Genomic DNA, 20,305 nt, shown 5'->3' on the forward strand with positions numbered 1-20,305 from the left:
CGTCTCATCCTGTGAAATCAATGCGTGCTGAGCACGCCGTGGCCTTCGGCTACGGCAGGTTGTTCAGACCATCCCTAAGCAAGAGTGAGACAGGGAACGGCCGGCTCTTGGATTTCAACTTAATTGAAATACTGGGCGGTTTCAAGAGCGAAGTGCAACACCCTGCGGGTTATTGAACAGGGAACCGGTCAGTTGGGTTGGCCGGGACCTGAGCGAGGACTTGCAAAGGGGTGTGCCAGTTGAGGGTTTTGCGTGGCCGGCCGTTGAGGCTGTCGGCGATGGCGTCGAGGTCATCTTGCGAGTAGATGGACAGGTTCGTGCCCTTGGGCAGGTACTGGCGCAGCAATCCGTTGGTGTTTTCGCAGGTGCCGCGTTGCCAGGGGCTATGCGGGTCGCAGAAGTACACGCGCACGCCGGTGGCGGCGGTCAATTCGGCATGGCGACTCATCTCGCGCCCTTGGTCGTAGGTGAGCGTCTGGCGCATCGGCGCGACCAGGGATTGGAGCTTGCCAGTAAAGCCGGCCAGCGCCGAAGCGGCGGGGGGCAATGGGCTCCCCATGCCGATAGCGGTCACCGTAGTTCACGATCCAGCTCCGGTTGTTGGTAAGCGTCCGGGCATCCCGTCTTGAATTGCGGTGAGGACCTTGGGAGTATCGTGTCCACTTAACGAATAGGTGGACACGTGGACACTATCGAAGAAGAAGCGCCGGTCGGACGACGTCGCCGCCGCCGCTACAGCCGCGAATTTAAGGCGCAGGTTGTAGCCGCGTGCCAGGGACCAGGAGTTTCGATTGCGGCAATTGCGTTGCATCACAAGCTCAACGCGAACCTGCTCAGGCGCTGGGTTGATCAGGCCGACGGGAATGTGCCGGCCCCGATCGTCGGTGGCGCCGTGGCGGTCCAGCCGGCAGCGATGCCGGCATTCGTGCCGGTTCCGCTTGAGACGAGGAACTTGCGCCCAACCGAGATCCGCATTGAAGTCCGTCGCTCAGACCAGTCGATCACAGTAAGTTGGCCGACATCCGAAGCAGCGCAATGCGTTGCGTGGCTGCGCGAGTGGCTGGCGTGATCCGCATTGACGAGGTTTGGCTGGCCGTCGATCCGCTGGACATGCGGGCCGGCTTCGACACGGCGCTGGCCCGGGTGGTCACCGTGTTCGGCGCCGCCCATCCGCACCATGCCTACCTGTTTGCTAATCGCGGGGCCAACCGCATGAAGGTCCTGGTTCACGACGGCATCGGCATCTGGTTGGCAGCACGCCGGTTAAATCAAGGGCAGTTCGCATGGCCGCGTTCCAGCGAACCAAAGCAATACCAACTGACGCACGAACAGTTGGCCGGCCTGGTGCTTGGATTGCCATGGCAGCGCATCGGTCAGGACGGAGTGATCCGAGTCGTGTAACGTCCGCAATTGCAATCGGTGCGCGTGCCGATGTCCGTGGAATGCCGGGTGGGGCACAATGGCCGGCATGATCGACACCGTACAACTCCAGGGCATGAACGCAGACCAACTGCGGGCGCTGGCCATGGAGTTGATGTCGGAAGTGCGGGCGCGGGACAGCGAGTTGCGCCTCAAAGATACCCGCATTGCCCAGCTCACGCATGAGATGGCTGTGCTGAAACGGTGGAAGTTTGCTGCCCATAGCGAGAAGCTTCCAGCCGAGCAACAGAGCTTGCTGGACGAAGCCATCGATGCAGACCTGATCGCCATCGAACACGAGCTCGAACAGCTCGCCAGCCAACCGAAGGACGAGTCCCCGCCGAACAAACCGCGCCGTGCGCCGCTGCCGCCGAATCTGCCGCGTGTCGAAATTCGCCATGAGCCGACGTCGACCACGTGTGGTTGCGGCTGTCAGCTCAAGCGCATTGGCGAGGATGTGAGCGAGAAGCTGGACTATACGCCCGGCGTGTTCACCGTCGAGCGTCATGTGCGCGGCAAATGGGTGTGCGCGCAATGCGAAACGCTGACTCAGGCCCCGGTGCCGGCACAGGTGATCGACAAGGGAATCCCTACCGCCGGATTGCTTGCGCAGGTCCTGGTGGCCAAATACAACGATCACTTGCCGCTATATCGGCAGGAACGCATCTTCGAGCGCGCAGGCCTAGCCATTCCTCGGTCCACGCTCGCGCAATGGGTCGGCATGTGTGGCGTGGAACTGCAGCCACTGGTGGACGCGCTCAAGAAGCAGATTCTGCAACATCGCGTGCTACATGCCGACGAGACGCCAGTGGCCATGCTCAGTCCCGGCAAGGGCAAGACACAGCGCGCCTATCTGTGGACGTATTGCCCTGGGGCATTCGAGGATCTGCGCGCAGTGGTGTACGACTTCGCCGACAGTCGCGCGGGCGAGCATGCGAGGAACTTCCTTGGCAACTGGAAAGGTCAGCTCGTCTGCGACGACTTCACCGGCTATAAGGCGCTGTTTGCCCAAGGCATTACCGAGTTGGGTTGTATGGCTCACTCGAGGCGTAAGTTTTACGACCTCCACGCGGCGAACAAAAGCCACATTGCACAGGATGCCCTGCAGTACATAGGTAAGCTCTACGAGATCGAGCGAGAAGTGCATCAGGTTGCTGCACAATTGCGGCTGGAAATCCGGCAACAACGTGCGCGGCCTATTGCCAATGCACTCCATGCGTGGATGACCGGACAACGCACTCGTGTGAGCCACGGATCTGCTACCGCCAAGGCACTGGACTACAGTTTACGGCGATGGGCTGCCCTGACGCGGTACCTCGACGATCCGCAGGTCCCCATTGATAACAACGCGGTTCATGCCGCTAGCGGCATGAACCGCGTTATGCCGACTCCCCGATTATGCCGCGTCATGCATGTGCATGGCGGTGGGTATGGCCTTTCGTGATTGCTGTGGCGGCATAACCATATGATTTCTCAGGCTGGCTATCGCGCTGGCCAGGAGAGATCAAATGAAGGCGACACGCATAGTCAGCGAATCCGGCGGACTGCCGGCCCGTCACATTGATGCATTTCTCGATCGTCTACGGGCGGCACACTATTCCGAGGTAACGCTTCGCAAGAAACGAAGGGTCCTGTGTGCGTTCTCTCGATGGATGAAGAACAGGAACATCGACCTGGTTGACCTCGATGAGTCTGCTATGGCTCGTTTTATGAAGCGCCTGACCGACGCGCCAGCAGACCGCGTCCATTGCGAGCGTGCCGCATTACGCTCGTTCCTTGCCTATCTGCGTGCTGAAGCCATCGTGCGCTCGCCGACGTTGGGCGGCCAATCCGCGATCGCACAAATCTATAGCCGGTACCTGGCCTATCTGAGGCAGGATCGTGGACTGGCGGAGAACTCGGTGCTCGTCTACGGGCCCTTCATCCGCGACTTCCTCAGCAGCCACGATGCCGGCGACGGAAGTGTATTGGCCAATGCATTTGACGCCGTAACGATCCGGGATCATCTCCTTGCCCACAGCAAAGGTCGATCGGCGGAGTACACGCGGCTGATGACGGTGGCCCTTCGCTCGTTTTGCCACTTCCTCTTTCTGCGTGGCGATACGGCACGAGACCTGTATGAGTCGGTGCCTCCGGTTCGCAAGTGGCGACAGTCAACTGTTCCGACGTTCCTCACGCCTGAGCAGGAGGAAGCTCTCATTGCCACTACGGACCGGTCCACGCCCCGCGGGCTCCGCGACTATGCCGTCCTGCTGTTGTTGGCGCGGCTCGGTTTGCGCGCCGGAGAGGTCGTCGCACTCGAGCTCGGCGACGTCCGGTGGCGTACGGGGGAACTCGTTGTGCATGGCAAGGGGCAAATGGTGGAACATGTCCCGCTGCCATCCGAGGTTGGAGAGGCGATCGCAATGTACCTCCGCGACGGTCGCGGAGTGAGTGCATCGCGGCGGGTCTTTCTGCGCATATGCGCGCCACGAGTTGGTCTGGCGGGACCGGCGGCAATTGGCCATATTGTTCGTCTGGCTTTCACGCGTGCCGGGTTCCGCCCCGCGTGCCGAGGCGCAGCACATCTATTTCGTCACGGTCTGGCGACGACGATGATTCGCCATGGTGCCTCAATCGCCGAAATCGCCGAGGTCTTGCGACACCGCTCACAGGACAGTACTGCGGTCTATGCAAAGGTCGCGTTTGAGGACCTGCGCGGGGTAGCGCGCTCATGGCCCACAGCGGGAGGTGCAATATGACTGCGATCCGCGACTCTCTCGCACGGTACGTGGTAGTCCGCCGTGCTCTCGGGGCGTCATTCTATGAACCTGCGTTGGCACTCGGTCATTTCGTTGATCTTCTGGAACACGAAGGCGCCGAGTTCATTACCAACGATCTGGCTATGCGCTGGGCAACGACGCCCGTACTCGTCCAACGCGCCACCTGGGGGCGGCGCCTCTCCCAAGTGAGGGGATTCGCCAGGTGGATGAACGTCATTGACAGCCGAAACCAGATTCCTCCAGCAGGACTTCTTAGTGCTCGTCGACGGCGGAATGCTCCGCATATTTACACCGAACAGGAAATTAACCTCCTCATGATTCAGGTCGCGCGGCTACGCTCCCGCACAGGCATGCGAGCACTGACCTATTCGGCGCTTATCGGGCTCCTTGTGGCGACAGGCATCAGGCCGGGTGAAGCCTTTCGACTCGACCGGTCGGACGTTGACCTCGTGAACGGGATACTCTCCATCCGGGAGTCTAAGTTCGGAAAATCGCGCTTCGTTCCCATAGAGGAGTCGACCCGCGCGGCGCTCGAACGCTATGCGCGCAGCCGAGACCGACTCTGTCCGTTACGATTGAGCGAGGCGTTCCTGGTTGGTGAGCGCGGTATGCGGCTGAAGGCCGGCACCGCGCGAAGCATGTTCGTCAGAATGTCGCGCGCGATCGGTCTGCGATCAGCGACAGAGGATGGACGCGATGGTTGCGGCCCGCGCCTCCAGGACTTCCGACATAGCTTTGCGACTGGAAGGCTGGTCGAGTGGTATCGCGCCGGACTGGACGTGAGCCGAGAATTGCCGAAACTTGCCGCCTATCTCGGGCATGTCAACGTTGGACTTACGTACTGGTACATCGAAGCAGTTCCGGAGTTGCTTGAACTAGCGGCAGGCTATCTCGGCAAGAACCGCCCGGGAGAGCGGTCGTGAACGCCGCCAGCCTTCCATCCCTCGTCCAGCGCTTCTTTACCCAGCGCCTGCTCGAGCAGCAAGGTCTGAGTTCACATACGGTGGCGAGTTACCGTGACACGTTCCGTTTGCTGCTGGCGTTCGCCTCGAAGCATATCGGGCGCGTGCCGTCAAAGCTTCGGATCGAAGACTTCGACGCGTCGTTGATCGAGAAATTCCTTCAGCATCTCGAACAAGGCAGGGGCAATTCAGTGCGGACACGCAACACGCGCCTCGCCGCTGTGCATGCCTTCTTCCGGTTCGTTGCGGTCAGCGAGCCCGCGCTGTTCCTGCAGTGTCAGCGCATTCTTGCAATTCCATCCAAACGCTGCGAACACGGTCCTGTCGAGTTTCTCACCGAGAGCGAGGCCGCAGCTCTGGTAGCGGCACCCGATATACGAACTTGGATCGGCAACCGCGACCGAACGCTGCTTCTGGTAGCAGTTCAAACGGGTCTGCGCAACAGCGAACTGACCTCTCTCAGGCGTCAGGATGTGGTGCTCGGCACAGGCGCCCACGTACGTTGCCTCGGCAAAGGCAGAAAGATGCGATGCACTCCGCTGCGATCGGACGTCATAGCGGTGCTGAAAGAATGGCTACGGTATCAACCTGGCGAAGCCAATGATCCGGTCTTCCCCAGTTCGCGCGGTGGCCATCTTAGCGCCGATGCCCTTCAGCGGCTTGTGTCGCGCAACGTCGCAATCGCGTGCCGCTCGTGCCCCTCGTTGAAGAAAAAATCAGTAACGCCCCACACGCTTCGGCACGCGGCTGCGATGAGCCTGTTGCATCACGGCGTAGACCTGACCGTGATCGCGCTCTGGCTCGGGCACGAATCATCGGAGACGACCCAGATCTACTTGCACGCCGACATGCGGCTCAAGGAACGCGCACTCGCACACGCCAATGCGAGCGGCGTCGCGCCTACGCGTTACAAACCACCCGATCCTTTGCTCGCGTTCCTGGAGGGTCTCTGATAATGCCAACAATCCAAGCAATTCGAAACAAGGATCCGCCTAACTGTTGTGTCGTCCGCTTCGGCACGCGGCATAATCTGGGAGTCGGCATAACTGGTGCGAAAACCAGATACGTCCGATTGCCCTTGGCCGGGCCTATCCTCGGTCCGCAATTATGGAAGGTCGATCCAGTGCAGTCACGTATGGAGGCCATTTTTGAGGACCTTTGGCATGCATGGATGGGTTCGGTAACCTTCCATAATTTGCAGTACTTTCCTCGTGTTGTTTCGTGTTTGCGAGGAGAGTTACCATGCCCAAGTATTCGCGTATCACATCCGGCCAGATACGTAGCGAAGAGTGGTTTGCCGAGACATCGCTTGGAGCATACGCAGATGCGTTTGCTCGCTATCTGACCGACCGCGGCTATGCTGAAGCATCGGTAAGCCGCTATTTCCGGAGCGTCGCCCACTTCGCCCACTGGCTTTCCCAAGAAGGCGCCAGTCTTGGCGGGATCAACGAGGCGCTAATCAATCAGTTTCTTGATCGGCATCTGCCACATTGCCGATGCGCGCCACGATGTTCGCGTACGAGAACCGACGCCAGAGCAGCACTGAGGCATTTCCTTGCGATGCTCATGGCAAGCGGGACCCGCACGCAAAGAATGCCGATTGCCCCTGCGGCGGTTGCAACGGAACTTGCAGCTTTCAATCGTCATTTGCTCGAAGTCCGTGGGCTTTCGGACAGCACATGCACTGTCCGACTGTGGCACGTACGAGATTTTCTTGTCGATCGCTTTGGCGCCGGCCCGATACGGGTTTCGACGCTCGCACCAATCGATGTCGCGCGCTTTGTCACACGTTACACGCGGGGATGGACACCGGGATCGATCAAGACAGTAGGTATTTCCCTCCGGGGCTACTTTCTGTTCAAGGCAAGCCGAGGATTGTCAACCAAGAATCTCATCGCAGCACTGCCGCGGGTTGCGCACTGGCGTCTTGCCGGATTGCCCGAGATCCTTTCGGCCATCGAGATCCAGCAGCTCCTCAATGCCTTCGATCGCAAGACCGCCACCGGCAAGCGCGACTACGCGATCACCCGCTGTCTTCTGGACTTGGGTCTGCGTCGCGTAGAAGTGGCACACCTGCAACTGAACGATGTGGACTGGCGGGCCGGTACGTTGAACATTCACGCGAAGGGCAAGCGGGTCGACACCCTGCCGCTTCCACGGTCGACGGGCCAGGCGATTGCAGATTATCTGCGCCACGGCCGTCCCACCACGACTCGTCGCGAGCTATTCGTGCGCCATCGCCCACCAATCAATGCACCGGCAAGTTTAGATATCGTTCGCAACGCAGTTCGCTACGCCGCCAAACGCTGCAACCTGCAACAGCGCATTCGGGGTACGCATATTTTCAGACGTACCGCGGCCTGCCGCATGGTGCAAGGTGGTGCGCCGTTTAAGGAGATCGCAGACCTGCTGCGCCACCGCGACCTCGATACGACAACGATTTACGCCAAGGTCGATCTGCCTTCGCTCAGGCGCGTAGCGCTTCCATGGCCTGGGAGGTGACCATGAATGCTCATACCAAGCTCGCGAGTTGGATCGACGATTATCTGGCCAATCGCAGACAAGCAGGCTTTGCACTGACTATCGAAGGGGAGCAGCTCAGGCGATTTGCGCGCTTTGCCGAACAAACGGGCCATCATGGTCCGCTGACAGTGCAACTCGCCGTCCAGTGGGCAAGCAGTTCCCGCGAGGGCAAGCCGCTTACAGCCGCGCGCCGCATCGAGGTAATCCGACCATTCGCCTCATTTTGTCAGCAGTTCGACCCAGCAACGGAGATTCCACCGCGTTGGCTGTTCGGGCATGCACATCGTCGGCTGACGCCACATATTTTTACGCAGGAAGAGATTCTTGATCTGTTGACTGCCTGCGATCAGTTGTATCCGCCCGGAGGACTGCGCGGCGCCACTTGCGCGACGATCTTTGGGCTGATCGCAGCGACCGGCCTACGCATCTCAGAGGCAACAGGCCTGATTCGTTCAGATGTCGATCTCGATAAACGGTTGTTGCATATCCGTTGCGCCAAGTTTGGCAAATCGCGCTGGGTACCATTGCATGCCACCACAGCAGAGGCATTACGCTGCTATGTTCAAAGGCGCGACCTCGATCCCTTGGCCGCGAACGCGAACGAATTTTTTCTGTTCGATTACGGTCGACGTGCTTCGACCAGACGCGTTCAGTATGCCTTCAGGTTACTGCGGACGGCATTGAAATGGCGTGCCCGTGGCGGGCATCAGGCGCCACGCGTGCATGACCTTCGACATTCGTTCGTCTGCCATCGCCTGCAGGACTGGTACGCCCAGGGTCTGGACATCGATCGCAGCATTCTTTCCCTGTCTACCTATATCGGACACGCCAAAGTCACGGACACATACTGGTATGTGACAGCGACTCCAGAGCTGCTGGCGATTGCAGCCCGGCGCTTTGAACGCTGCTACGGAGGTGCATCGTGAGCCATTCAACCATGCAGTCTTTTCCCGCCCTGTTGCAGAAGTTCTTTATGCAACGGTTGCTGCAGCAGCGGCACGCAAGCCCACGCACCGTGGCCGCTTACCGGGACAGCTTCCGGCTGCTGCTGACCTTTGCTCATCGCCAATTGCACAAGCGGCCCAGTGATGTCACGCTTGAGGATCTGAACGCGTCGTTCATCCTCGATTTCCTCAGGTACCTCGAACAGGAGCGTCATAACTGCATCCGCAGCCGGAACGCGCGCTTCGCCGCCATCCGCTCTTTCATGGAGTATGTCTCCTTCGAAGAGCCTTCAGCCCTCGCGCTGACGCAATCGGTTCTGGCGATTCCCATGAAGCGCTTCGAGCAGCCTCTCGTCGGCTTTTTGTCGCGGGAACATATTGAGGCGATTCTCGCTGCCCCGGATGCGACTACGTGGACGGGACAGCGCGATCGGGTAATGCTGGCAACGCTCTACAACACCGGAGCGCGCGTTTCGGAGCTGATTGGCATGCGTGTGGCCGACCTCGTGCTTGAGCCCACCCCATGGGTTCGCATCCACGGCAAAGGTAGGAGGGAACGCTCAGTCCCGCTCTGGGCCGATACCGCCAAAGAGCTCAAACGCTGGCTACGACAGTATCCCCGTGCGGCTGAGCAGCCGCTATTTCCCAGCCGAACCGGTGACCCGCTCACACGCATCGGCGTGACTGACCGATTGAAACTCGCGGCCCAAAGCGCAGCACACCAGTTCCCCGAGCTTGCCAGGCGCCGGATATTCCCTCACATGGTTCGCCATTCGGTTGCGATGCATATGCTGCAAGCGGGCGTTGACATTACTGTCATCGCGTTATGGCTTGGACATGAAAGCCCCGTAACCACCCATCGCTATGTGGAGGCGGATCTGCAGATGAAGGACCGCGCACTGAAAATGCTTCAGGCGCCGTCGCGTGCGCCGCTGCGATATCGCCCGACGGACGAGGTCCTTCGGTTCCTGCAGACCTTGTAATTATGGATGCCCCGTACCTGGCGAAAGGGAGTCAAGGCATCGGGATCGACGGCGTAAGTCGGCGAGAACTGCAGCTTTACAGCCGTCGACCCTCCACGATGTCTTGCTCGAATCTTCCATAAATACAGGCCGAGGATAAGCCCGGTTAGAGAAGGAGTTCCATAAACGATCCAACTGGCTGTTCGCGGGCTCGCTACGGGCAGGCCGTCGCGCTGCTGCAGCTATGAGCCTGCTTCAATCGGCCCGGCTGAATGGTCACGATCCCTACGCCTATCTCAAGGACGTCCTCGCCCGGCTGCCAGCGCAGCCCGCCAGTCGCCTTGAAGAGCTTCTGCCTCATCACTGGCAACTCCCACCGTCCTGACCGCGGCGCTGTCGTCAAGACGAGATCACCGCGCGCTTACGGTTGTTGTCCACGTAGACGATAAATACCTCGAGCTTGCCGAGGAGCTTGGCCCCCTCAGGGCTGGCCTCGGCACGCCACCTCCGCCTGCTGCCGGACCTCGGTCGCCTGTTCCGCTTCCAGCCTGCAACCGAGCGAGCTGACCTGACGCCGGATCGCGCTGGCTGCCAGCACATGCTCAGGCGGCAACACCTCCTGCAGGACGTTGACGGTCAGACCATACGACGGGAAGACCAAGTGATGGTGGCCCTTGCAAGCCAACTGCTCACCGCACGTGGGACAAACGCTGGTTCGTGCAACTGCCTCGACAACCTGTGCCGCGACCATCGTCCGCTGCAGCCGACCCAGCAATGATTTCGCCTCCTCCAGATGAAGGCCCAGCGAGCCCATATCAAGTCCGGCTCTCTCGAACTGCGCTATTTCGGTGATGGTGGCTGGTTCGCCTCCCTCATCGTGCGCTACGAGTTGCATGCTGATACGCATGGCCGCCCTCCTCCCGTGGCGGTCCGGTCGTCTGCCCCGGTTTCGGCGCGATCTCCCACATCAAGCCTGTAGGCCCCTGACCAAGATGCGCCCTTGTACTAAACCGCTGACGCGGTAGTGGGCGGCACGCGTAGGTCAGTGCCTGACGTTGGGTCAGGCCGGTTGTTTAGCGGGCGGGCAACGACAGGGATGAGCATGCGGACAGGAGCAGCATGGAGGCGCCCAACCGGGCGTTTCATCCACTGTTCTCTGGAGTTCCGCCATGACACCGCTACGCGAGCGCATGCTGCGCGACATGCAGATCCGCAACCTTGCCGACAACACGCAGAAGTCGTATCTCCTGCAGGTTTCCAAATTCGCCCAGCACTTCCGTCGCTCGCCGGACGTGCTGGGTCCCGAAGAGATTCGCGCCTGGCTCGTCTATCTTCGCGAAGAGCGCAAACTTGCGCCCAGCAGCCTCTTTCCTGCAGTCGGCGCATTGCGCTTCCTCTACCGCGTGACGCTCAGGCGGCCCTGGAGCGACGAGGACTTTCCCCTGCCGAAGAAGCCGGTCAGACTACCGGTCATCCTGAGTCTGGAGGAGATCGCTTCCTTCTTTGAGTCAATTACCAGTCTCAAGCATCGCACCATCCTGATGACCGCGTATGCTGCGGGCCTGCGGGTTTCGGAAGCCGTGCACTTGAAGGTCATCGATATCGACAGCCAGGGCATGATGATCCGGGTGGAACAGGGCAAGAACAGGAAGGACCGTTATGTGATGCTCTCGCCGCGCTTGCTCGAGATCCTGCGACTGTACTGGCACGAGACGCGCCCGAGAGAGTGGCTGTTTCCGGGCGATATTCCCGGGCAGCCCATCTCCCGGTCCGCAGTCGGGCTGGCATGCCGGACCGCACCCCAGCGCAGCGGTATTCGGAAGCCGATCACCCCGCATTCGTTGCGCCACGCGTTTGCCACCCACCTACTCGAGTCTGGTGCCGATGTGCGCAGGATCCAGCTGTTGATGGGCCATCGCAGTTTGGCCACCACCGCGCGCTACCTGAAGGTCGCCACCAGCACCGTGTGCGCCACCGCCAGTCCCTTCGATCTGCTGCCACAGCCCGATTTCTTCCCGCCCGTTCCGCCTGCGCCCGCGTACTTCTGAACACGTATGCGCACGCCACTCGAGGTGGCGGACATCTTCCGTCACTGTGGCCCGCAATACCGGCAGACCCATGCCGACCGCCTCAGTCGTGCACAGCGGCGCGCGATGCGCGCGATCGAGCTGTGCCGTACCGCTGCACTCGGCGGACATGTCGAGCAGTGCGATGCGTGTGGCCATCAACGGATCGCGTTCAATTCGTGCCGTCATCGTTGCTGTCCAAAGTGCCAGTCGCTGGCCCGCGCACATTGGCTTGAACACCGGCAGGCCGAACTACTTCCCGAAGTTGAATACTTCCATGTGGTATTTACTCTCCCCGAGCCGATCGCGGCGCTCGCCCACCAGAACAAGAAGACGCTCTATGACATCCTGTTTCGAACCAGTGCCGACACGCTGCGCACGATCGCCGCCGACCCAAAACACCTTGGCGCAGACATCGGCTTCATCGCGATCTTGCATACTTGGGGGCAGAACCTGGAGCATCATCCCCACGTTCACTGTGGCGTACCGGGTGGCGGCATTGCTCTGCGCGACGAACGCTGGATCGCCTGTCGTCCCGGCTTCTTCCTGCCCGTTCGGGTGCTCTCGCGGCTGTTCCGGCGTCTGTTCCTCGAACAGCTTCGCCGTGCCTATAACACCGACGCTTTGCGTTTCTATGGCCAGCTCGCACCGCTCGCTGACGCCCACGCCTTCGCCGCATGGCTCGCACCCACCGCCGAGGCCGACTGGGTCGTCTACGCGAAACCACCCTTTGGTGGCGCGCGGCAGGTGCTTGACTATCTGGGCCGCTACACGCATCGGGTCGCGATCTCCAATCACCGCCTGGTGAACTTTGACGACCACGCCGTCACGTTCCGCTGGAAGGACTACCGACAGGAGGCCATGTGCAAGACAATGACACTTACGGCTGATGAGTTTATCCGCCGCTTCCTGCTACATGTCCTGCCCAACGGCTTCAAGCACATCCGCAGTTATGGGTGGTTGGCCAACCGCTGCCGGGCGGCGAAACTGACCCTCTGCCGACGGCTGCTCGGGGTCAAGACTCCGACTGTCGAACCGCCCATCGTCACGGAAGACTATCGTGATCAGTACCAACGGCTCACGGGCAAGTCGCTGCGCGACTGCCCTGCCTGCGGCAAGGGCCACATGGTTTGCATCGACACGTTCCTGCCGGGCGCACTGCCGCGGGCACCACCACCAACTTCCGATGATCCATGATCCGCTCAGACCACGCCCCGCACCACGTTGCCATCGAATTGCCATGGTAACGCGTCCATGCTTGTGCACCCGAGAGGCAGCTGCCCGACAATGTCATGCAGGCCCTGGCATCTGTTCCCTCCGTTTGCTCATCCCATGGTCTTGGCCTTCCGGTCACCCTCAACTGAGATGTCCTGCCCACGCTTTCCCAGTGCGCCTGACCACTGCAGCAGCGATTCAACACCCATAGAAGCGACTGTCTGTGGAGCGGTTCAGCACAAACGGTTTTTTGGCTACCGATCGCGGACAGACATCACTCGTCCTTGGCTGCCCTCCGAAGCCGCGATCACTAACCAAAAAACCCTCTGCTTTATGCGCTGCAGCGCATAAGGCCGTATCCTGGCCGCAGGCCTACAAAGGGCTGGCCGTGGGCTTTGACTCCGATAGCAACTTCTTCCGCCGGGCGAAGGGGGAGCCAAAGCAAACTGGGGAGCTGATGGAGGTCAGCTACACGAACACGCCTCCTATTGCCTACGTGGAGCCTGGCAAGATCAACTATCCCCCAGAACTGTTCTTCACAAAGGCAAGGTGCTGGGAGTACGAGCAAGAATGGCGACTGATCAAGTATCTGCCCAACGCTCAGGAAGTGATTGAGCGCCCAGGCGGCAGACCGATCCACCTGTTTCGACGTGCCCCCTGATGCAGTCAAGGAAGTCGTTTTCGGCTTCAAGATGAGCCCCGAAGTACGCGCTGTAGTCGAAGCAGCGTTGGCGGAACGGGCCCCGCACGTGGTGAAGAACAAGATCGAGTTTGTACCAAACGTCGGCCTGCAGGTGATGGACTGCTTGGGGCCGCGCTCGCCTATCGGGAGCAGCGGTACCGCTCCCTTTTTTTCTTCGCCTTTCAGATCCGCCGCTTTCGCTCATCCTCGAAGGGTAAGAGTTCGAAGCTGCCGATCATTGCGTCTGCCGGCAGTTCAGCGCGCGCCGACGCCGTTCCTTCGCAGGCATATTTAAAACGAGGTAAATCAATCCAGCCGGACAAGGTGAAGTAGTCGAAGTATAGATAGGCGAAATCGGCCGACCAGCGGTCGCTTGCCCGCCATAAGGCGTCGTTCGAGCGCATTCTCGCTCGGACATTTCAATGTCGGCTCCGCTGCCGAAGAGACGGACACCCACCCGTTCGATCTGAACGACGTCGTCAGAAATGGTCGAGCGGTCGCCTGTCACAACGTCGTGGGCTTTATCCTTCTCGGGCACGTACCACACCGCTACCGTCCTCGTCTCGAAGTGGGCAACGCCAGCGAGCATTACAAGGTGGGGCTATCATATAAAGCGTTGAAGTTGGCGAAGCCACCCCGCAGGAAAATTGAAATCGACCTCCCAAGCCAAATAGGCCAAACAGGCTAGGAACACCATCGTGCCAATCCAAACCACCGCTTTAACAAAATTCGCGAACCTGAAAGGGTCGTCGCTCCTGTATGGCTTCACAGGGTCGCGACGGTGACTGGGTCTTTCGTGAACTGCGGGGAAATTGGTGCATTGAGCGTTAGCCAGTGCATCTCCGCTAGGCTTCGACTGATTGAGGGGAGGGCTAGCCTGCAATCGGTCTTCCTTGGGGGAAGCTTGTCCACGACCGTTCGTGTGTTGCCAGAGTCCGTCGCACGTGTGCGACGGCGACTTATCGCTTTGTGGGGGAGCGTAGGTCGGTGATAGGCCGGGTGTTCCCCGTTTGGTCCTTACCAGGCCTTCGATGCTCTGATTCTGCAGCGTCCAACTTGATTGTGTCCTCAACTTAGCTTCGAGTATTTCTGCGCGCCGAATGGCGGTGCTACTCTCAAGTTCTGCCAACTGGATATCATGAGTGAGTTGGCTAGCCTCTTGTTGTAAGGACCTGATAGTTTCTTGATGCTCACTCACCGAGCGCAGAGCGTCCGCCAGTTTGGTCTGCAAACTAGACGTAACACTGCAGAGAAGATGGCCAGTAGCCGAAGCAATAGCGTCAAACTGCACAGGACGCACCATCCCTCCGACGTTGAGTTGTGTGCCAATCAGCAGTGTGTCGCAGCGCAAGGCTAAAGGTTCGGAAGTAAACCAGTCGATCAAGATGCCTACCTGCTCCGCGGAAGTCGGCTGAGTATCACTATGACACTGCAAGCCCTCCCCCGGGCCCAACTGTAGACGAACAATCTGTTGCGTGTCGGTGGGATTTAGCTGGTCAACTATTCCGTCAAAGCTTGGTAGTATTTCTGCCCGCAGGAAAGCAGAGAACCTCTCATATCCACAAAAGCGTGACTCTAACGTGCAACCTTGCTGGATGACAGCAAGCAACTCCATCAGAGTGTGGGCAAGGATGGGGCCACGCGGTACATCTCCAATGAACTGGAACACCGCGCCAAAGCTGTGCCCGAGCCTGTTCATTCCCTGTTCAAACACTTGCCGATAAATACCCACTCTCAACGCGGGACTACCATTGACGGCTAATCTGTTTAGCCGGAAGACAGTCTGCCTTTCAGCAAGTTCACATTCCGAAGACGACAGGAAAACCGAATCGTCGTCTGCCCGCTGGAACTGTGGGAAAGAAAACGCCAAGGAACCACTAGCCGGCCCGCAAATATATAATGTCGTATTCACCTGCGTAGGAGTCCTAGTAGTTTGTCGAGCCACCCAAGTTCTCGGGGCTGCACGTCCTCGTATAGCACCCTGCCCGTGGCGTTCTGGTACAGCGCATCCCAGAGTTTTCGAGGGAATTGGGCGATGCGATCAGAATCCTCGCTAGCAGGAGCAGAAATCGTTCTTCCATCCATCACGCCAGCGCAGTAAGTTGAATACGATTTATTCTCTGTAGACAGCGGGAGGTTCAAGTACTTTGTCCAGGAGAGTTGATACCGCTCCGCAAGGACAGTCTGAATATCCTCTTCTTCAGGCTCAAGGAATTTCTCAGTAGCAATGCTGTCGCAGCAGACATCCCATTTCGTTACCAAAAACAGGTGACGATCCTGATGGGACATGGCCTTTCGGACAGTGCCGTATTCGCCGATAGCACCCAACAAACCCATGTCACTCAGTTGCAATCCTTTTGCACTGGGACCTTCGTCTTTGTCTTCAGAGACGAACGGCGCAACGTACAGCACGGTCGCTGGACTGCTGAAGGATTGGAGTAAGCCTTGTATGAATCCCCTGAACCTTTGGAACGGTACATCTGCCTCGTAGTCCGGCATGTACCATTCACCTTTCCCTTCCAGAAAAGCGAAATAGGTGTAAGCGCCGTTCTTCCGAGTGACTCGGACCGGTACGAAAAACGGCTGAGCCTCTTGGGTCGTAGCCGGCGCCTGCCGGTCGATGAACTCGAATGACTTCTTGTAGAAGACGTCACGCGCCCATCCGATCCGTTTCGTCCATCTCGGATCACCTTCGGGGAAGAGTTCTTCCGCGAGGTCGATAGAAGCATCAGCATCCGGCCTGTCCCTCATGTACTTTAGCAGTGACGCAATCAGACTTGTCTTCCCAGACCCACGGGAGCCGAATAGCAGAACGGGATGCACTCCTTTGTCCTTAAATACGGCTGCCATCTCCTTACCCATCTGCAGTTCTTCCTCAGCAGATGAATCGAAAGCGGCTGCTTCGGTGGCGTTTAGTCCTGGGACGAACGGTTGGTTGGAAGCCTGCCCCGACTTCAGAGGGACATGAACTTCGTGCTGACCACGTGCACCGTGCGACGGAGAGGGATCAACCACAACACTCGAGTTGCTCCTATTTTTCCACTTTTCGGTGGTCAGGTTCTTTGCGTCTGATGTGTCCATAGTCTCGACCTAGAGCTTGCGCGCGGACGCAGCGTTCACGGGCCGAATACCGGCCGGGGGCGTGGCGCGGAGAACCCGGGAGAATGCAGCAATAACAGTCACATCCAACACGATCGCGATCAGGAGATAGATGTAAGTCGATAGGTCGCTCAGTCGACTGATGATGAACGGAACAACCTGTCCGATATCTCCCAAAGCCGAGACCGCCCGCATGTCGATCGTGACAGGGACCTTATCAATCCCCGTAACACCTGTCGATGCTAGCTCTTGTCGCAGCAAGCTATAGCGCTCCGAAACATCGAAAAGTCGAGCTTTGACCGTATTGACTGTCAACAGCCCATTCAGGCCCTTGCGAATTTCACCGACGTCTTCAAGGAGTGCATCGCTCTCACTAAGCACGTGTGATTTCAGGTCGATTTTCTTTCGGACCGCCTGATATTGTGGAGACACTTTCTCCAAATCGGCAAGCTGCTTCTCGTACGACGAGATCAATTCGGGAATGCGGTCGCACTTACCACCGGCTGCAAGTGGTCGGAAGCTGGGTAGAACAGCCTGCAGTTCTGCGATTCGTCGTGCTGCCATCGGCCCTTGGCCGCAAAGCTGAGGATTCTCGATCTCAGCACGGAGGTTGCGCCATCGTTCGGAAACTTCTGACCGGTACCTGTCGTATTCCGAGGTGCTTATCGCCTGAACTCCGATATCGCGTATCGCAACAATTGCTTGATTGGAGCGTTCGATTTCCTCCCGGAAGACATTTGAACTCTGGAACATGAGGAACATGGCGTTGATTGCGCCAAGGGCACTGATGTTGAAGAGCACGAAGAAGTAGGCAAGCTGAGTTCGCTTGCTCTTAGGATGGTACACACGCTCGGCCGCAATGGCGTAACACAGGAAAATCGCGATCAGCGCCATCATTACACCGACAGTGAGCGACACCGCTGCCCCATGATTGTTGACTAACGTGTGCCAACCTCGCCCCACGACAAAGGCAAAAATTACTAGAATTCCTCCTAACGCGAGGGTAGCCGCCAAGTCTCCCCGTCCTGCTTCTTTGCGTGCCATAGATCCTCCGTGCTGGGCTGAAACATTTTGATACGCCCGCAAGATTTTGATGCACAAGCGATCCCGCACCTGGGCGGTATAAGTTAGGATGATTCTGGACGCCTAAGCGCCAGCACGGAATCCATCAGACGGATGAGGCGGCTACTTGACCTGCCCCCCGATTTGCGCTGCATCCCCATTTAGCGACGGTTCCGCGCGAACGGCTCTCGGACCTTAAGCGTCCTTCTGCTTCCAAAACGTGTCCCCTTGGCCCGAAAGGGCGTCGCAGCAAAGATGATCCGAACGAGGTCCCATGTATGGAATCCCCGCAAACTATCAGCTTCTTTCCGCGACCCCGCAAGCGTCGCATCAGGGTTGTTATAAGTCGTCGAATTTCCCCCGGGCGAACCCATTTGGCCACAGGATGAATATTGAATCCGGACGCCCGGTGGGATGCGACATTCTTCCCAATGCCGCAGAAAAGCCATCCGGATCAGTGCTGCCCTCGTCGAGCGCGATCACTGCATCGGAAAGCTCGCCTGCAAGGGCATTCGTCATGCGCGTCGCCCCGGGGTCATTGCTGGATTCTTGGCGCACTCTGGGCTTCGTGACTATCCACCCTAAGGCTGATTCGTGGCGACTCGCGCGCTGACTCTATTCCATTGATGCACGCAGCCTTTTTGGTCTGTTCGCGCGTAATTGGCAGACTACAGAGGTATCCTTTGGTGAGTGCTATCCTTCCGGCCCTTCCCTACAGTCCGGGAAGGGTTAGATTACCAAAGGAAGGAATCAATGCAATTTGTCTCACGGCTGGCCGCGGCTGTCGCTATTTGCCTGAGCGTCACTGGCCCGGTTAAAGCAGCAACGGAGTTTGACCGGTGCCCACAATTCTTCGCTCAAGGTGCCGTTCCACTGGTCCGGAACGCCCAGAGGCTTAAGCCTCGCGCTCTGTGTTTTGAGGCGTTCGCAGTATTGCACTCCGGCACCACGAAGACGCCAGTCTATGTAGCCGAACGGCTGAACGCGGAACGGGTCGCTGACGCACAGGACGAAGAACGGACAAATCGCTTCTTCGCTGATGCTCGACTACCCCGGACGGAACGCGCGGAGCTCGATGACTACAAAAGTTCCGGCTATGACCGAGGGCATATGGCTCCCGCCGGCGACATGCCGAATGCCACGGCCATGGCGCAGAGTTTCTCGCTTGCCAACACCGTGCCCCAGGCGCCGCAAAACAATCGAAAGAGCTGGGCAGGTATTGAGAAAGCGACTCGCAAATTTGTGCTGCGTGCCAAAGGTGATGTATATGTCATCACAGGACCAGTATTTGGTGCCGCTACTCCAACTATCATCGGACCGGGGCAAGTGTGGGTGCCGCAGTATTTGTTCAAGCTTGTGTACGACTCCCAAACCCATCGAGCTTGGGCTCACTGGATTGAAAACTCAGATTCAGCGCGCGCTGGGCAGCCGATTACGTATCGTGAGCTTGTCAAGCGAACTGGTGTGGAGTTCCTCCCCGGCGTCCCCGTAGCGGAGTGATCAGCTCCGGCGGGCCGATGTTCCATTGACATAGGCAAGTCTCTCCAGTGGACACGATCGAGCCCGCGCGAGCTTGGCACCACCGCCGCCCGGATTACCTTGATTAGTTTAGCGGGCGGAGCCGGTAAGCGTCGAGAATCCCGCTCTGATGAGGCGCTCCGTCTTACGTCTCGAGACAGACAATCGACGGAGCAAACCTGATCGGTATGTGGTTCATGTGCGAGCCGCATTCAAAGCAAAATCGGGGCTAATCCAGTGCTGCTCCCAATCGTCATCAGCGCGAGTTATGGCGACAACGATTTTTTCTCCGTTCGCATCCTTGTAGCCCCACTTGATGAGGATGAGCCTTTCCCCCTTCCTCGCGGCTTCCCAGTTACTTTCGAGGGATTCAAGCCTGTTCTTGATGCGGGGCCACACCTCCCCGTAGAACCTTTGCCTGTCAATTTCAATGAATCCGGGGATCATGGCTCGTCACCAGGGAAATGAAGTCAGATTCCGTCAGAATACGGATGCGATTACCTTTCGCGGCGAGATCTTCGGCTTTGCGGTACTTGGCGCTCTTAGAATGGCCGTTGAGAACGCGGATGTCTTGATCGCCAACAACAAGCAGGGTGGTATGCTTGGTGACGCCATCTGCGACTTCGCAGCCTATCTGGGCGGCCATCTCTGCAGCCTCTCTCCTCGTGACTGACAGCGAACCCGTGAAGACGACAATTTCGCCGAACAGAGGTCCCTCCGAATTGCCGTCCAGGTGCAAGCTACCGCCTTGCTGGTTCAACGGACGCTTCACCCGTTCAATCCATCCTGGGAGATCGAGTCCAGTCTCGGCGATCGCACGAACAAGAATCAGACCCGCCGCCTTCGCGTCCTCCGCCGCGTCATGGTGAGCGAACTCGATGTCGAACCTTTCGGCCAGCGACGCGAGACCATATCCCTGCTGGGTAACGTCTGGCCAGGCCCTTCGAGCGACGCAGGCCGTATCCAGCCAGCAGCAATTGGGAATGGGCGTCCCATGGCGTGCCGACGCCTTAGCCCATTTCCTTATACAGAAGTCATGACTCTTCCCGCAGTGCTTGAATGGTGAGCGCGGCGTCCATAGTTCGCTGCAT

The 20,305-nt window shown here is 58.7% G+C and carries 18 protein-coding genes and 3 pseudogenes; 13 read left to right on the plus strand and 8 right to left on the minus strand.

The genetic code is table 11. The annotated features are described in order from the left end of the window. Positions 1-169: 169 nt before the first annotated feature. Positions 170-538 (minus strand): annotated as a pseudogene (locus J8I34_RS30690) (IS30 family transposase); the annotation flags it as partial. Between the two features lie 144 nt (positions 539-682). Between J8I34_RS30690 and tnpA the strand changes: the two are divergent. The 10 genes and pseudogenes from tnpA to J8I34_RS30740 all read left to right on the plus strand — a co-directional run. Further along, the gene (gene tnpA, locus J8I34_RS30695) at positions 683-1,069 is read left to right on the plus strand and encodes an IS66-like element accessory protein TnpA (RefSeq protein WP_371748173.1); all 387 of its coding nucleotides are present in this window, start codon (positions 683-685) and stop codon (positions 1,067-1,069) included. Continuing rightward, positions 1,066-1,401, plus strand: coding sequence for an IS66 family insertion sequence element accessory protein TnpB (gene tnpB / locus J8I34_RS30700; RefSeq protein ID WP_209807933.1), 336 nt, complete (start codon positions 1,066-1,068; stop codon positions 1,399-1,401). The genes tnpA and tnpB overlap by 4 nt, the downstream gene beginning before the upstream one ends. Positions 1,402-1,468: 67 nt before the next feature. Further along, positions 1,469-2,773, plus strand: a pseudogene (tnpC, locus tag J8I34_RS30705) (IS66 family transposase); the annotation flags it as partial. Positions 2,774-2,927: 154 nt separating this feature from the next. Beyond that, positions 2,928-4,160 (plus strand): tyrosine-type recombinase/integrase, encoded by a 1,233-nt coding sequence (locus J8I34_RS30710; RefSeq protein ID WP_209807935.1) that lies wholly within the window; start codon positions 2,928-2,930, stop codon positions 4,158-4,160. Beyond that, positions 4,157-5,104, plus strand: a complete 948-nt coding sequence (locus J8I34_RS30715) for a tyrosine-type recombinase/integrase (protein ID WP_209807937.1) — start codon at positions 4,157-4,159, stop codon at positions 5,102-5,104. The genes J8I34_RS30710 and J8I34_RS30715 overlap by 4 nt, the downstream gene beginning before the upstream one ends. Next, complete coding sequence (locus J8I34_RS30720) at positions 5,101-6,096, plus strand: tyrosine-type recombinase/integrase (RefSeq protein WP_209807940.1); 996 nt, start codon at positions 5,101-5,103, stop codon at positions 6,094-6,096. Before J8I34_RS30715 ends, J8I34_RS30720 begins: the two co-directional genes overlap by 4 nt. A 289-nt stretch (positions 6,097-6,385) precedes the next feature. Continuing rightward, positions 6,386-7,645 (plus strand): site-specific integrase, encoded by a 1,260-nt coding sequence (locus tag J8I34_RS30725; protein ID WP_209807941.1) that lies wholly within the window; start codon positions 6,386-6,388, stop codon positions 7,643-7,645. 2 nt (positions 7,646-7,647) lie between these two features. Beyond that, positions 7,648-8,592, plus strand: a complete 945-nt coding sequence (locus tag J8I34_RS30730; protein ID WP_209807943.1) for a tyrosine-type recombinase/integrase — start codon at positions 7,648-7,650, stop codon at positions 8,590-8,592. Beyond that, a complete protein-coding gene (locus J8I34_RS30735) occupies positions 8,589-9,593 on the plus strand; it encodes a tyrosine-type recombinase/integrase (protein ID WP_371748174.1) in 1,005 nt (334 codons plus the stop codon). Before J8I34_RS30730 ends, J8I34_RS30735 begins: the two co-directional genes overlap by 4 nt. Positions 9,594-9,759: 166 nt before the next feature. Then, positions 9,760-9,957, plus strand: a pseudogene (locus J8I34_RS30740) (transposase domain-containing protein); the annotation flags it as partial. Between the two features lie 96 nt (positions 9,958-10,053). Here the strand turns inward: J8I34_RS30740 and J8I34_RS30745 are convergent. After that, positions 10,054-10,479: a hypothetical protein gene (locus J8I34_RS30745; RefSeq protein ID WP_209807945.1), complete on the minus strand. Its 426-nt coding sequence runs from the start codon at positions 10,477-10,479 to the stop codon at positions 10,054-10,056. A gap of 262 nt (positions 10,480-10,741) precedes the next feature. On the opposite strand from J8I34_RS30745, the gene J8I34_RS30750 reads away from it, so the two are divergent. Both J8I34_RS30750 and J8I34_RS30755 read left to right on the plus strand, forming a co-directional pair. Then, positions 10,742-11,620: a tyrosine-type recombinase/integrase gene (locus J8I34_RS30750; protein WP_209807955.1), complete on the plus strand. Its 879-nt coding sequence runs from the start codon at positions 10,742-10,744 to the stop codon at positions 11,618-11,620. A 6-nt stretch (positions 11,621-11,626) separates the two neighbouring features. Next, positions 11,627-12,835: an IS91 family transposase gene (locus J8I34_RS30755; protein WP_209807957.1), complete on the plus strand. Its 1,209-nt coding sequence runs from the start codon at positions 11,627-11,629 to the stop codon at positions 12,833-12,835. Between the two features lie 882 nt (positions 12,836-13,717). On the opposite strand, the gene J8I34_RS30760 is transcribed toward J8I34_RS30755, so the two are convergent. From J8I34_RS30760 to J8I34_RS30775, 4 genes are all read right to left on the minus strand, one after another. Next, positions 13,718-13,939: a hypothetical protein gene (locus J8I34_RS30760; protein WP_209807959.1), complete on the minus strand. Its 222-nt coding sequence runs from the start codon at positions 13,937-13,939 to the stop codon at positions 13,718-13,720. 1,504 nt (positions 13,940-15,443) lie between these two features. Beyond that, positions 15,444-16,616, minus strand: coding sequence for a hypothetical protein (locus tag J8I34_RS30765; RefSeq protein WP_209807961.1), 1,173 nt, complete (start codon positions 16,614-16,616; stop codon positions 15,444-15,446). A 9-nt stretch (positions 16,617-16,625) separates the two neighbouring features. Continuing rightward, positions 16,626-17,678 carry a hypothetical protein gene (locus J8I34_RS30770; RefSeq protein ID WP_209807963.1) on the minus strand — a complete coding sequence of 351 codons (1,053 nt, stop codon included), beginning with the start codon at positions 17,676-17,678 and terminating at the stop codon, positions 16,626-16,628. 357 nt (positions 17,679-18,035) lie between these two features. Then, a complete protein-coding gene (locus tag J8I34_RS30775) occupies positions 18,036-18,215 on the minus strand; it encodes a hypothetical protein (protein ID WP_209807965.1) in 180 nt (59 codons plus the stop codon). 234 nt (positions 18,216-18,449) lie between these two features. Here J8I34_RS30775 and J8I34_RS30780 point away from each other — a divergent pair, with 234 nt between their 5' ends. Then, the gene (locus J8I34_RS30780; RefSeq protein WP_209807967.1) at positions 18,450-19,196 is read left to right on the plus strand and encodes a DNA/RNA non-specific endonuclease; all 747 of its coding nucleotides are present in this window, start codon (positions 18,450-18,452) and stop codon (positions 19,194-19,196) included. Positions 19,197-19,409: 213 nt separating this feature from the next. On the opposite strand, the gene J8I34_RS30785 is transcribed toward J8I34_RS30780, so the two are convergent. After that, entirely contained in the window at positions 19,410-19,661 is a 252-nt protein-coding gene (locus J8I34_RS30785) for a hypothetical protein (protein ID WP_209807969.1), read from the minus strand. Then, positions 19,642-20,305: BRCT domain-containing protein (locus tag J8I34_RS30790; protein WP_209807971.1), on the minus strand; the 664-nt coding region annotated here is incomplete at its 5' end. The genes J8I34_RS30790 and J8I34_RS30785, both read right to left, overlap by 20 nt.

The organism is Cupriavidus phytohabitans (assembly GCF_017815025.1).
Taxonomy (GTDB): domain Bacteria; phylum Pseudomonadota; class Gammaproteobacteria; order Burkholderiales; family Burkholderiaceae; genus Cupriavidus.